Here is a 13,339-nt window from a genome sequence, read left to right as displayed (position 1 = left end):
AGCCCATATCGATTTAGCGCCATTTAAAGACAAGGAAGCAACATGGCACTCACTCCCGGAAGTCGCGACAAGATCGAAGCCAAGAAGTTCTACCCCTATGTCTGGCAGGGCATCAATCGCAAGGGGCAGAAGGTCTCCGGCGAGATGCAGGGGGAGAATCCCAATCAGGTGAAGGCCGAACTGCGCAAGCAAGGGGTCAATGTCAGTAAGATCCACCGCAAGAGCCAGTCGCTGTTCTCCAAGTACTCCGGCGCCATCAAGCCGATGGATATCGCGATGATCTCCCGGCAGATCACCACCATGCTCTCGGCCGGCGTCCCCCTGGTACAGACTCTACGCCTGCTGGCCAGCAGCCATGAGAAAACTAGCATGCGCGATCTATTGGCCGCTATCTGTGCCGAAGTGGAAAGCGGTATTCCGCTCTCTCAGGCGCTGAAAAAATATCCGCGCTATTTCGATGATCTCTACTGCGACTTAGTCGCCGCCGGTGAGCAATCCGGCGCTCTGGAGCAGATCTATGACCGCATCGCCACCTACCGCGAGAAGGCCGAGGCGCTGAAATCCAAGATCAAAAAGGCCATGATGTATCCAGCTGCGGTTATGGGGGTTGCCATAATCGTCACTACTATCCTGCTACTGTTTGTGGTGCCACAGTTTGAAGATATCTTCAAGAGCTTCGGTGCCGAGCTGCCCGTCTTTACCCAGATGGTGATCGGTCTCTCCCGTTTCCTGCAACACTCTTGGTACTTCATCTTCGGCGGTGTGGCACTAGTCGTCTTTTTGTTCGTACGCGCCCACCGCAATTCACAAACCGTGCGCGATAAGACCGACAAGGCGCTGCTGAAATTGCCGATTATAGGCATGATCTTGCACAAAGCCTGTATGGCACGCTTTGCCAGCACCCTCTCCACCACCTTTGCCGCCGGTATCCCGCTGGTGGATGCCATGGTCTCGGCGGCAGGCGCCTCCGGCAACGCCCTCTATCGCGATGCAGTGATGGCGGTGCGCAACGAGGTGATGGCCGGGATGCAGATGCATATCGCCATGCGCACAGTGGAGGTGTTCCCGGATATGGTCACCCAAATGGTGATGATCGGCGAAGAGTCCGGTAGTATCGATGATATGCTGACCAAGATCGCCGGTATCTACTCCCAGCAGGTGGACGATGCCGTCGATGGCCTCGCCACCCTAATCGAACCGCTGATCATGGTGGTCTTGGGGGTACTGGTCGGTGGTCTGGTGGTCGCCATGTATCTGCCTATCTTTAAACTGGGTAGCGTCATCAAGTAACAGCAACTTTTATGCATCAGGGGCACACACTGTGGGCCCCTTTTTATTGAGAATCACCATGCCGTCATTCCACGATCTGGCCCTAGTGGCTGAACAATTTCCCGTTCTCTATCTGGCGACTCTAACCCTGCTTGGGCTACTGGTCGGCAGCTTTTTGAATGTGGTGATCCATCGCCTGCCCATCATGATGGAACGCAGCTGGCAACAGGAGTACCGCGACTATTTTGACAAATCCTCCGATGATAACCAGCCGGCGGCGGCGCCAGAGCGCTTTAATCTGATGGTTCCTCGCTCGGCCTGCCCCCATTGCGGCCATGCCATCACGGCGCTGGAGAATATCCCTATCCTGAGCTGGCTGATGCTGCGGGGCCGCTGCCGGGGCTGTCAGACTCGAATCTCTGCCCGCTATCCTCTGGTGGAGCTGTGCACCGGCCTAGCGACTGCGGCTATTGCCTGGTATTTCCCGCTCGGCTGGCCGTTACTCGGCGCCCTGCTGCTGACTTGGACCCTGATCGCCTTGACCTTTATCGATCTGGACAAGATGCTACTGCCAGATCAGCTGACACTGCCCCTGCTTTGGCTGGGTCTGCTGCTCAATATCAGTGGTCATTTTGTCAGTCTGCAAGATGCGGTGCTGGGCGCGGCGTTCGGTTACTTGGTACTTTGGAGCCTGTACTGGAGCTTTAAACTGCTAACAGGCAAGGAAGGCATGGGATATGGTGACTTCAAGCTACTCGCTGCCCTTGGCGCTTGGCTGGGCTGGCAAGCGCTGCCGCTGATCCTGATCCTCTCCTCGTTAGTCGGCGCCATAGTTGGCATCACGCTGCTACTACTGCGTCGTCACCAACAAGGCAATCCCATCCCTTTTGGTCCTTATCTCGCCATGGCGGGCTGGATCGCCTTGCTCTGGGGTAACGACATTACAACCTGGTATTTGCAGAGCCTGCTATGAGGTGTTATCACCGTGAGTAACTGGATCCTCGGGCTGACTGGCGGTATCGGCAGCGGCAAAACCACGGTCGCAAACCTGTTTGCTACCGAAGGCGTAACCGTAGTAGATGCCGACGCGATTGCCCGAGAACTCGTGGCGCCAGGCCAACCCGCGCTACAGCAGATCGCGGCACACTTTGGGTCCGAGGTCCTCAATGCCGCAGGCGAGCTGGATCGAGCCACTCTGCGTCGGCTTATTTTTGCCGACGCGCAACACAAGCAGTGGCTGAACCAATTGCTGCACCCCCTGATCCGCCAAACTCTGCTGCAGCGCTGCCAGGAGGCGAGCGGCGACTACGTGATCCTGATGGCTCCCCTGTTGTTTGAAAATGGTCTGGATCAGGCCGTCCAGCGCACCCTGTGCATTGATGTCAGCGAGCAGACCCAGATTGCCCGCACCTGTCAGCGGGATGGCAATAGCCCCGAGCTGGTTCAGGCCATCATGGACTCTCAGCTGAGCAGAGCCGAGCGCCTGCAGCGCAGCGATGACCGGATTGACAACGAAGGCAATGACTTCGACGCCTTGCGAGAGCGAGTCAGACAGCTACATATCACCTATTTAGCGTTATCTGCTCAACATCCGCAGTGAATGCCATTACACTCTGCGCATCCGAGATAAGAGTCCAAGCCTAATGCTCACCTACGAATTTCCGCTGAATGAAAAGAGTCGTACCTATCTACGATTCGATGCCCTGTTCCAACAATTGAAAAACTGCCAACAACTGGAACAGTCGACCCAGTCGTTCAATTTTTTCAAGGCGCTATTTGATTTCATCGAGCTTTCCGAGCGCTGCGATATCCGCACAGATCTGATGAAAGATCTGGAAAAACAGCGGCAAAAACTGGAAAGCTGGAGCCAGTTGCCCGAGGTGGACCTGAGCAAACTGGCCAGCCTGCAGAGCGAATTGGCAACATTGATTTACGAGTTACCCCGCTCGGTTCGCGCCGGTAGCCGTTTCAAGGAAGACAAATTCCTCTGTGCCATCCGGCAACGCTTTTCCATCCCCGGCGGCCTCTGCCCCTTCGATGTGCCGATCCTGCATCATTGGCTGGGTCTTCCTCTGGAAAAACGTCTGCGAGATAGCCAGGCCTGGGTTCAAGAGCTGGATCTGCTGATGCGCGCCACAGAGCGCCTGCTCCAGCTTTGGCGCGATAGCGGCAGCTTTAGCGCTCAGGTTGCGCGGAATGGTTTTTATCAAGCCAATGCAGAAGGTGCCGAGCTGATCCGGCTGCGTGTCGATCCGTCCCAGGGTCATTATCCGACCATGAGTGGCCACAAGAGCCGTTTCGCCGTGCGTTTCCTGCCGTTAGGAGAACTGGAAACCGGCGATATCGAATTTCAGCTGGCCTGCTGTTAGGAGAATGAATATGGTCACCGTAGTCCAATGCCCAACCTGTGGCAAAGCCGTCAGCTGGAATGAGGAAAGCCCGTTTCGCCCCTTTTGCAGCAAGCGTTGCCAACTCATCGATCTCGGGGAGTGGGCTAATGAGGAGAAGCGGATCCCGGCCCAAAACCAGGATCCAGAGGGTAGTCTGCTCGGCCTTGATGATGAATACGAGGACTGAGCCGCGAACCTCTGCGACTCATCAAATCGGAGCCGGGTCCTCCTGCGCCATCACTCGTTCGGTGATTGGGCGGTTCGCTTCCGGAAACTCATATTCCAGCAATGACTGCCGATCGACCCATAGTGCGGGTTGACCTTCACGGCCATAAGGTTGGCCGCTAAATGCGGTCACCCGCCAGACATCCAGCAACACCGACTTGTCCGGATAATCGTGTTCAATTTGCAGCAAAGGCTCACTCTGCTGCACCTCGATACCTATCTCCTCGGCTAATTCACGAGCCAAAGCGGTAGGCATGGTTTCACCCGCTTCAACTTTACCGCCAGGAAACTCCCATTTCCCCGCCTGATGCTGCCCATCCGAGCGGCGGCAGATAAACACCTGCCCAGCCGTGTTTTCGACGACCCCGACTGCAACCCAGATCCGTTTCTTTTCCATATCGCCTCACTTTGACTCATAAAAAAGGCGGCCTAAGCCGCCTTTTCCAAACATGCCAATCAGTTAGCTCAATTGGCCATGACACTGTTTGTATTTTTTACCGGAACCACAAGGACAAGGATCATTCCGCCCCACCTTGTCACCACGCACGAAGGGAGTCTGCACCGCAGCAGGGCTGGCAGGCTCGCTTTCGCCCTCTTCATTCAGTGCCGCCGCATCGGCATGAGTGTAGGTGCGCGGGGCTGCCTCAGCACGTCTACGCTGCTCTTCCAACGCATCCACGTCTCGCTCCTGAACCTGAACCCGGCAGATGATAGAGACAACTTCCTGCTTCAAGGTTTCCAGCATCTGGGTGAAGAGCTCGAATGACTCGCGCTTGTACTCCTGTTTCGGATTCTTCTGCGCATAACCGCGCAGATGGATACCCTGCCGCAGATGATCCATGGCCGCCAGATGCTCCTTCCACAGGTTGTCCAGCGTCTGCATCATCACTGACTTCTCGAACTGGTTCATCACCTCATCGCCGACCAGAGCTTTCTTGGCGTTGTATAAAGTTTCAGCTTCCTGGACGATACGCTCGCGCAGCAGCTCTTCATACAATTTGTCATCTTCCGCCAGCCACTGGGCAATCGGCAGAGACAAATTGAAATCCGCTTGCAGGCGCTGCTCCAGCCCTGGAATATCCCAAGTTTCGTCCAGTGAGTGCGGTGTGATGTACTCATCAATCACGCCATCGATGACGTCGGCGCGGATCGCATTGATGGTTTCACTGATGTCGGCCGTATCGAGCAATTCGTTGCGTTGTTCGTAGACCACCTTGCGCTGATCGTTGGCCACATCATCAAATTCCAGCAGATTCTTACGGATATCGAAGTTACGAGCTTCGACCTTGCGCTGGGCATTTTCGATGGCCTTGGTCACCCAAGGATGTTCGATCGCCTCTCCATATTCCATGCCCAGCTTTTTCATCATGCCGGTCACGCGATCGGAGGCGAAAATACGCATCAGAGTATCTTCCATGGACAGGTAGAAACGGGAAGAGCCCGGATCGCCCTGACGACCGGAACGGCCACGGAGCTGATTATCGATACGCCGGGATTCGTGACGTTCAGTACCTATGATATGCAAACCGCCGGCGGCGATAACCTCGTCATGGCGCTTCTGCCATTCCGCCTTGGCTGATTCGATCTGCTCGGGAGTAGGGTTGTCGAGCTTATCCAATTCAGCCTGCCAATTACCACCCAGTACGATATCGGTACCCCGACCGGCCATGTTGGTGGCGATGGTGACAGCCCCCGGACGACCGGCTTGAGCCACGATATCGGCTTCCATCGCATGGAATTTGGCATTCAACACCTGGTGCTTGATCCCTTGCTTGTTCAGCACCGAAGAAATCAGCTCCGAGTTTTCGATGGAGATGGTACCCACCAGCACCGGACGCCCTTCGGCAACCCGATCCTTGATGTCCTGCACTATGGCCGCATATTTTTCTTCGGCCGTCAGATAGACCAGATCACCGGAGTCTTTACGCACCATGGGGCGATTCGTCGGCAGCACTACGGTATTGAGGCCGTAAATTTGCTGGAACTCAAAAGCTTCGGTATCCGCAGTCCCGGTCATACCGGCCAATTTGTCATACAAACGGAAGTAATTCTGGAAGGTGATCGAGGCCATAGTCTGGTTCTCGTTCTGGATCTTCACCCCTTCCTTGGCTTCAATCGCCTGATGCAGACCTTCCGACCAGCGACGACCGGTCATGGTACGGCCGGTATGTTCATCGACGATGACGATCTCACCATCCTTGACGATGTAATCCACATCGCGTTCGAATAGGGTATGAGCCCGCAGGGCCGCATTGACATGATGCAACAGGGTTATGTTGGCCGCCGAGAACAGAGAGTCCTCAGCCGACAGCAGCCCATTTTGCTTCAACAACTCTTCCACATAGATCTGGCCATTTTCGGTCAACAGCGCCTGACGCGCCTTCTCATCAACCGTATAGTGACCTTCACCCCGATACTCCTCGCTATCTTCCTTATCCTGCTTCTGCAGAGCCGGAATCAGCTTGTTGACCTTGATATACAGTTCGGAGCTGTCCTCGGCGGCACCAGAAATAATCAGCGGAGTCCGAGCTTCATCGATCAGCACCGAATCCACTTCATCGACCAATGCGTAGTACAGCGGACGCTGAACACGCTGTTCTGGTGAAAACGCCATGTTGTCACGCAGATAGTCGAAGCCAAATTCGTTGTTGGTGCCGTAGGTAACATCGGCCGCATAGGCCTGATGCTTCTCGGGAGGGCTCATGCCCGGCAAGTTGCACCCCACGGTCAAACCGAGAAACTCCAGCAATGGACGATTCCATTCGGCGTCCCGTTTCGCCAGATAGTCGTTCACGGTGACGATATGTACGCCCCGACCGGTCAAAGCATTCAGGTAAGCGGGCAGGGTCGCAGTCAGCGTCTTTCCTTCACCGGTTTTCATTTCTGCAATCTGGTTGTTATTCAACACCATGCCGCCCATCAACTGGACGTCAAAATGACGCATGCCGAATACCCGTTTGGAGGCTTCGCGAACGGTCGCAAAGGCTTCCGGCAGCAGTTGCTCCAGCTCTTCGCCCTGCTCGATACGGGCGCGGAATTCGACGGTCTTCGCCTTCAACTCAGCGTCACTCAACGCTTCGAATTGAGGCTCCATGGCATTAATCTGCTTGACGATTTTGCGCAGTTTTTTCAGCGTGCGGTCATTGCTGCTACCAACAATGCGGGTCAGTAAATTTGTAATCATCTCGAACCAACTCTCTGGTTGTACTCTTCTTATTTCATCACAGGATGAAACAGGCCACTCAACAGAACACACGTCCTGACTCAGGACTCATGTATTGCCAAACCAAGAACCAAACTCTGGAAAATAATCAGCTCGCCGTTTTGAACACTTCGCAAGGGTATGGGGTCATTGCGTAAGGATAATCGGGCAAAACGGTGGTTATCTTAACCCATCCCCTGCGGTCAGCTTGCTTCCCCTAGACCATCAATACACGGAAAGCAAACCGATATCACACAACCAAGAGGATATGGTGACACCCGACTCATTATTCAAGTCCACGCCCCATAATAGCGGCGTCGGAAAAACCGAGTCCGACGCCGAGGGTAGCATATCCGGACCGTCGAGTCGTCAGTTGCAAAAAGCCCAAAGAAAAAGGCACCGGGGAGAGAGTCGGTGCCTTTTTACAAAAACGATATGACGCAGCTGATTTACGCGGTAACCCACTGCCCATCGAGGAAGGGGATGGGCGAGGTAACAGCGACATCTTCAAAGGTCACCATTTCCCACGCTTCAGCATCGGCCAGCAGGGTGCGCAACAACTGGTTATTCACCGCATGGCCTGTCTTGAAGGCACTGAATTCGCCCAGAATACTGTGATTGCACATGTACAGATCACCCACAGCATCCAGCAGCTTGTGCTTGACGAATTCATCGTCATAGCGAAGGCCTTCTTCATTCAGTACCCGATACTCATCCAGGACGACGGCATTTTCCAGACTGCCGCCCAACGCCAGATTCTTGGAGTGCATGAACTCGACATCCTTCATGAAGCAAAAGGTACGAGCGCGACTCAGCTCCTTAGCAAAAGCGGCGCCGCTGAACTCCATGCTCAAAGCCTGCTTGCGTGGATCAAATACCGGATGCTGGAAGTCGATGCGCAAATTCATGCGGAAACCACCGGCATACGGACGCAATTCTGCCCACTTGTCGCCATCTTCGACCCGCACCGTTTTTTTGATGCGGACAAAGCGCTTCGGCGCATTGAGCTCTTCAATGCCAGCCGATTGCAACAAGTAGATGAACGGATGAGAACTACCATCCATCACCGGCAACTCGGGCGCATCGACTTCGACAATCAGATTATCGATGCCCAATGCGGCCAGGGCAGCAGACAAATGCTCAACCGTGGAGATCCGGACTCCTTGCTCGTTGACCAAGGCCGTACACAGCACTGTATCACGCACCGCAGAGGCTTCTGCTTTGATGGTGACAGCAGGCTCAAGGTCGCTGCGCACATAAAGGATACCCGTGTTGGCGGGTGCCGGGCGAAAGGTCACGGAAACCTTGCGTCCAGAGTGCAGCCCTACACCGGTAGCCTGTACGCTTTTCTTGAGAGTACGTTGTTTAATCATCAATTCACCTCGATCAGCCGGGTGGTCGGACCAACCCTTCGCATGCATATTAACATACGAGTTGCGCAAATGCTAATCACGTCACATTCCTGACGCATTCCGCCATTAATCTGCTTGCTTGCGCAGAAAAGCGGGAATGTCCAGATAGTCCGGCTCGGCACGGGCTTGTACCGGCTCGGCATTGACAGCTTTTGGCCGCTCATCGTACTGAGGCATCGGATTATCCTGCATCAGGGAGCGCAGTGGGCGCTCGCTCTTCTGAGCATTCTTCACCAGGGTAATTTCCGGCTTGCGATCCTGGCCAATCCCGGTCGCAACCACGGTCACCCGCAGTTCATCCTGCATGTTTGGATCGATTACGGCACCCACCACCACAGTCGCATTCTCGGAGGCAAACGCCTTGACAGCATTACCCACGATTTCGAACTCTTCCATGGTCACATCCATACCCGCAGTGATGTTAACCAGAATGCCGCGCGCACCCGCCAGATCAACATCTTCCAGCAGTGGGCTGGAGATCGCCTTCTCGGCCGCTTCTTCTGCCCGATCGTCACCGCGCGCATGGCCGGTACCCATCATGGCGGTCCCCATTTCTCGCATCACGGTACGCACGTCAGCAAAGTCGACGTTGATCAGGCCCGGGCGGGTAATCAGCTCAGCGATCCCTTGTACGGCTCCCAGCAACACATCGTTGGCAGCCTTGAACGCTTCGAGCAGGCTGACACCCTTACCCAGCACCTTCAGTAACTTGTCATTCGGGATGGTGATCAGCGAATCAACGTGCTTGGAGAGCTCTTCAATCCCTTGCAGGGCGTAGCTCATCCGCTTCTTGCCTTCAAAGTTGAAGGGCTTGGTCACAACCGCAACCGTCAGGATACCCAGCTCCTTGGCGACTTCAGCCACCACAGGTGCGGCACCGGTGCCGGTACCACCACCCATACCGGCGGCAATGAATACCATGTCCGAGCCTTCCAGCATCTGGCGGATGTCATCACGGTTCTCCAGAGCGGCTTCGCGGCCGATCTCTGGATTTGCCCCAGCACCCAGGCCCTTGGTGATATTGCCACCAATTTGCACTGTGGTTTCGGCGCCGGAATTGCGCAACGCCTGAGCATCGGTATTGATGGCGATAAAATGCACACCTTCGATGCTTTCACGCACCATGTGTTCCACCGCATTACCACCACCACCACCGACACCAATTACTTTGATGACGGCATCATCACCCTGGCTTCCTACCGGTTCAAAAGTAAACATGATTCTCTCTCCGCACTATTTGCTTACTCGCAAAATCTAAAACTCGCCGCGTAGCCAATTGCTGACCCGCTGGAACAAGCCACCAACGCTCGCTTTGACGTTACTATCCCTGCTTCCTTTGGACTGGTGAAGCTTGCCATATTGCAACAGACCCACGGCGGTCGAGAAGACCGGCGCCTGTACATAGTCCGTCAGGCCACGAATGTTTTCGGGTTCACCGACACGCACTTGGCACTGGAAAATCTGTTCGGCACATTCGACTATGCCCTCAATTTGCGCGGCACCACCGGTCAAGACCACACCGGCAGCTAGCTGATGCTTGACGCCCTGCGTTCGCAGCTCGTTTTGCATTCTGGATATTTCATCTTGTACCAGGCCCAGCAACTCGCTGTAGCGGGGTTCAATCACCTCGGCCAAGGTCTGCCGCTGCAGGCTGCGCGCTGCCCGCCCACCGACACTTGGAACTTCGATGGTATCTTCTTTACTGACCAGACGTCCCAGGGCACTACCGTACCGCACCTTGATGGCTTCTGCATCAACTGGTGGCGTCCCGAAGGCATAAGCAATGTCACTGGTCACAGTATTACCTGCGTAGGGGATCACCTTGCTATAACGCAGGGCGCCACCGGTAAACATGGCGATATCCATGGTGCCGCCGCCCATGTCGACCACACAGACACCCAGCTCTTTTTCGTCATCGGTCAGCACCGCATAGCTGGACGCCAAGGCCGAGAAAATCAGCTGATCCACACGCAGACCAACGCGCTCCACGCATTTCTCGATGTTCTTGACCATATCGTTGTGGCACGTAATCAGGTGGACCTTGGCTCCCATCCGTACCCCTGACAGCCCAATCGGGTTTTTGATTCCCTCTTGATAGTCAATTGAGTACTCCTGTGGCAGCACATGTAACACCCGATGCTCTTCCGGCAGCCGTACCGACTTGGCGGTATGGATGACGTTATCGACATCCTCCTGGCTAACCTCTTCATCGGAGATAGGGACCATACCCTTCTCGTTACGGCACTCGATATGGCGTCCGGAGACACCGAGAAATACTGACGAGATATGGCAATCCGCCATCATCTCGGCTTCATCAACCGCCCGCTGCAGCGACTTGACCACTGATTCCAGATCATTGACCCCGCCTTTATCCATGCCGCGCGCCGAGTGAGTACCCAAGCCGATAATATTGATCTCGCCATCAGGCAAGACCTCTCCCACTAATACGGCAACCTTGGTGGTGCCGATATCAAGTCCGACTATCAGGTTTCTGTCCGCGGTCTTGGTCATTGCCAGTCCCTTCAATTGGTTTCCAACCTACAGCAATTCCGGTGTCGTAGCGCATGTCCAGATAGGCGATTTGATCTCGCATCTCCAGCAAGGGATAGACATCGATAAAGCGCTGTAGACGCGCTCTTGCATCACCCCGTCCGAGTATCAATCTGGGCCCTCCCTTGACCTGCAACTCCCACGAGTGGCGTTTAGTCAAATTCAGGGACTCGATATGATAGCCATTCAGAGCCAAAATTCGTTCGTAACTCTTGTATTCATCCCAGATCCGCTCGGCCATATCATCCGGGCCAGAAAGCTTCACCAGTGGTCGCTTCAAACGCTCTAACGGCGCCTTGAAAATTCCGCCCTTGTCACTGAGCAACCGATCCTCACCCCATAACGCCAAGGGCGATTGTTCCACCACATAGACGTACAGCAGAGCGGGCCAGCGTTTCCGGATCGAGGCCTGGTACACCCAGGGCAAGTCTTCAATCCGCTGCTGGATCTGATTGACATCCAGTTTGAAAAAATTACTGACCGCAGGCTCGTCGCGCAGCGCCGAACGCACATCCTCGACCGTGACATAATCCAGCTTGCCCTGGACCACCAAGCCACTGACCGGGATCCGGTCCTCTTCAAAAAACCAGCGTTTCAAATCGGTGACCGCCGAGCTCAAGCCAAAAATAACGGCCACAAAAAACAAAACGCCAAACAAAAACTCACCGCGGGTACGCATGACTGTTCCACTCATCTTGCTGCGCCTACCCCTGCCCAAACCATTGTCGATGCCGCCTAGTACTTGCCTGATGCGGCATCGCGAAAAATCAAGTGCGCCATTATATCGGCCGCCCCCGTCTGGTCAAAACAACGCTTGTAAAAACCTGAGCGAACATCAGCCATTTTGCTTCATTTGTTCCACATTCAGCTGCAAATCCGCCAAAGTGCGGGCCAGTGCCCCGACATTGCCTGCGCCCTGAGTCAATACCAGATCGCCTTCGGCTAACAATCCGGCCAACACCGCGGGAACTTCGGCGGTAGTCGCCACAAACACCGGATCCAGTTGACCCCGCTGGCGAATGGAACGACACAGAGCCCGACTGTCAGCGCCCGGGATCGGCTCTTCACCGGCGGCATACACATCCAGCAGGATCAGTACATCCACCTTCGACAACACTTCAGCGAAATCTTCGTACAGATCCCGTGTCCGGGTGTAGCGGTGCGGTTGGAAGATCATTACCAGGCGCCGTTCCGGCCAGCCGGCACGTACCGCATTAATGGTGACTCTGACTTCGCTGGGATGATGGCCATAATCGTCCACCAGCATCACCTGGCCCTGACCAGTGGCAAACTCGCCATAGTGCTGGAAGCGACGACCAACTCCCTCAAAGCGAGATAACGCCGCGGTAATGGCCGCGTCGTCAATGCCATCTTCAGTTGCAACGGCAATGGCCGCTGCCGCATTCAGCGCATTATGGCGGCCCGGTAGATTCAAGGTGACCGCCAACAAGGAGCCATCCTGGCGTCGAACCTTGAAACTACTGCGGTTGTGATCCTGCACAAAATCCAGAACCTGGACATCTGCATCATCGCTATAGCCGTAGGTAATAGTCGCGCGACCAACATCCGGCAGTAACCCGCGGATCACCGGGTCATCGATGCACAACACAGCCAGACCATAAAACGGCAGGTTATGTAAAAACTCGATAAAGGTTGCCTTGAGCTTGTTGAAGTCCCCACCATAGGTATCCATATGGTCGGCTTCGATATTGGTCACAATGGAAACCATAGGTTGCAGATGCAGGAAGGAGGCATCGCTCTCGTCAGCCTCGGCAATCAGATAGCGGCTGGATCCAAGACGGGCATTGGTTCCCGCACTATTTAGCAAGCCGCCGATCACAAAGGTCGGATCCCGATCCGCTTCGGCATAGATACTGGAGACCAGACTGGTAGTCGTGGTCTTGCCATGGGTACCGGCGATCGCGATCCCGTGGCGGTAGCGCATCAATTCAGCAAGCATCTCAGCCCGACGCACCACCGGGATGCGCAGTTCACGGGCGGCAACCACTTCCGGGTTGTCGTTCTTGATGGCGGTCGACACGACCACCACGCTCGCCCCGGCAACATGACTGGCTTCGTGCCCGATAAAGATAGTAGCGCCCAACTGGTTCAGTCGCTGGGTCACCGCATTGTTGGCGATATCCGAGCCGGAAATCTGGTAGCCCTCATTGGCCAGAACTTCGGCAATACCGCCCATACCAGCGCCGCCAATACCGATAAAATGGATGCGACGAACCCGGCGCATTTCCGGGATCATGGTACGTAGTTTTGCCAGTTCAACCTTTGTCATG

The 13,339-nt window shown here is 55.1% G+C and carries 12 protein-coding genes; 5 read left to right on the top strand and 7 right to left on the bottom strand.

The annotated features are described in order from the left end of the window. Nucleotides 1–42 precede the first annotated feature (42 nt). Genes ACZYUB_RS02005 through yacG form a run of 5 tightly spaced genes read left to right on the top strand, consistent with a single transcriptional unit; the run spans nt 43 to nt 3,846 of the window. Complete coding sequence (locus ACZYUB_RS02005; protein WP_463945120.1) at nt 43–1,290, top strand: type II secretion system F family protein; 1,248 nt, start codon at nt 43–45, stop codon at nt 1,288–1,290. Between the two features lie 58 nt (nt 1,291–1,348). Next, a complete protein-coding gene (locus ACZYUB_RS02000; RefSeq protein ID WP_463945119.1) occupies nt 1,349–2,242 on the top strand; it encodes a prepilin peptidase in 894 nt (297 codons plus the stop codon). Between the two features lie 12 nt (nt 2,243–2,254). Then, a complete protein-coding gene (gene coaE / locus ACZYUB_RS01995) occupies nt 2,255–2,869 on the top strand; it encodes a dephospho-CoA kinase (protein WP_463945117.1) in 615 nt (204 codons plus the stop codon). Nucleotides 2,870–2,912: 43 nt separating this feature from the next. Then, nucleotides 2,913–3,638: a cell division protein ZapD gene (gene zapD / locus ACZYUB_RS01990; protein WP_463945116.1), complete on the top strand. Its 726-nt coding sequence runs from the start codon at nt 2,913–2,915 to the stop codon at nt 3,636–3,638. 10 nt (nt 3,639–3,648) lie between these two features. Beyond that, nucleotides 3,649–3,846 (top strand): DNA gyrase inhibitor YacG, encoded by a 198-nt coding sequence (gene yacG / locus ACZYUB_RS01985; protein ID WP_463945115.1) that lies wholly within the window; start codon nt 3,649–3,651, stop codon nt 3,844–3,846. A 21-nt stretch (nt 3,847–3,867) separates the two neighbouring features. Here yacG and mutT read toward each other — a convergent pair whose 3' ends face one another. The 7 genes from mutT to murC all read right to left on the bottom strand — a co-directional run bounded on the left by mutT (nt 3,868) and on the right by murC (nt 13,338). Then, on the bottom strand, nt 3,868–4,281 hold the full coding sequence (gene mutT, locus ACZYUB_RS01980) for an 8-oxo-dGTP diphosphatase MutT (protein WP_463945114.1): 414 nt from the start codon (nt 4,279–4,281) through the stop codon (nt 3,868–3,870). 63 nt (nt 4,282–4,344) lie between these two features. Then, nucleotides 4,345–7,068: a preprotein translocase subunit SecA gene (gene secA, locus ACZYUB_RS01975; protein WP_463945113.1), complete on the bottom strand. Its 2,724-nt coding sequence runs from the start codon at nt 7,066–7,068 to the stop codon at nt 4,345–4,347. 467 nt (nt 7,069–7,535) lie between these two features. Beyond that, the gene (lpxC, locus tag ACZYUB_RS01970) at nt 7,536–8,459 is read right to left on the bottom strand and encodes a UDP-3-O-acyl-N-acetylglucosamine deacetylase (RefSeq protein WP_463945111.1); all 924 of its coding nucleotides are present in this window, start codon (nt 8,457–8,459) and stop codon (nt 7,536–7,538) included. Between the two features lie 105 nt (nt 8,460–8,564). Continuing rightward, on the bottom strand, nt 8,565–9,716 hold the full coding sequence (ftsZ, locus tag ACZYUB_RS01965; protein WP_460881537.1) for a cell division protein FtsZ: 1,152 nt from the start codon (nt 9,714–9,716) through the stop codon (nt 8,565–8,567). A gap of 36 nt (nt 9,717–9,752) precedes the next feature. Next, nucleotides 9,753–11,009: a cell division protein FtsA gene (gene ftsA / locus ACZYUB_RS01960; RefSeq protein ID WP_463945110.1), complete on the bottom strand. Its 1,257-nt coding sequence runs from the start codon at nt 11,007–11,009 to the stop codon at nt 9,753–9,755. Continuing rightward, a complete protein-coding gene (locus ACZYUB_RS01955) occupies nt 10,969–11,742 on the bottom strand; it encodes a cell division protein FtsQ/DivIB (protein ID WP_463945108.1) in 774 nt (257 codons plus the stop codon). Before ACZYUB_RS01955 ends, ftsA begins: the two co-directional genes overlap by 41 nt. A gap of 141 nt (nt 11,743–11,883) precedes the next feature. Further along, nucleotides 11,884–13,338 (bottom strand): UDP-N-acetylmuramate--L-alanine ligase, encoded by a 1,455-nt coding sequence (murC, locus tag ACZYUB_RS01950; RefSeq protein WP_463945107.1) that lies wholly within the window; start codon nt 13,336–13,338, stop codon nt 11,884–11,886. Nucleotide 13,339 lies beyond the last annotated feature (1 nt).

Source organism: Pseudaeromonas sp. HNCC25DJ182, assembly GCF_055413365.1.
This window is presented reverse-complemented; position numbering and strand designations above follow the sequence as displayed.

What these genes read in the sequence shown, in the direction of transcription:
- ACZYUB_RS02005 (WP_463945120.1), top strand. Translation starts at nt 43, where the DNA reads ATGGCACTCACTCCCGGAAGTCGCGACAAGATCGAAGCCAAGAAGTTC.
- ACZYUB_RS02000 (WP_463945119.1), top strand. Translation starts at nt 1,349, where the DNA reads ATGCCGTCATTCCACGATCTGGCCCTAGTGGCTGAACAATTTCCCGTT.
- zapD (WP_463945116.1), top strand. Translation starts at nt 2,913, where the DNA reads ATGCTCACCTACGAATTTCCGCTGAATGAAAAGAGTCGTACCTATCTA.
- yacG (WP_463945115.1), top strand. Translation starts at nt 3,649, where the DNA reads ATGGTCACCGTAGTCCAATGCCCAACCTGTGGCAAAGCCGTCAGCTGG.
- mutT (WP_463945114.1), bottom strand. Translation starts at nt 4,281, where the DNA reads ATGGAAAAGAAACGGATCTGGGTTGCAGTCGGGGTCGTCGAAAACACG.
- secA (WP_463945113.1), bottom strand. Translation starts at nt 7,068, where the DNA reads ATGATTACAAATTTACTGACCCGCATTGTTGGTAGCAGCAATGACCGC.
- lpxC (WP_463945111.1), bottom strand. Translation starts at nt 8,459, where the DNA reads ATGATTAAACAACGTACTCTCAAGAAAAGCGTACAGGCTACCGGTGTA.
- ftsZ (WP_460881537.1), bottom strand. Translation starts at nt 9,716, where the DNA reads ATGTTTACTTTTGAACCGGTAGGAAGCCAGGGTGATGATGCCGTCATC.
- ftsA (WP_463945110.1), bottom strand. Translation starts at nt 11,009, where the DNA reads ATGACCAAGACCGCGGACAGAAACCTGATAGTCGGACTTGATATCGGC.
- ACZYUB_RS01955 (WP_463945108.1), bottom strand. Translation starts at nt 11,742, where the DNA reads ATGAGTGGAACAGTCATGCGTACCCGCGGTGAGTTTTTGTTTGGCGTT.
- murC (WP_463945107.1), bottom strand. Translation starts at nt 13,338, where the DNA reads ATGACAAAGGTTGAACTGGCAAAACTACGTACCATGATCCCGGAAATG.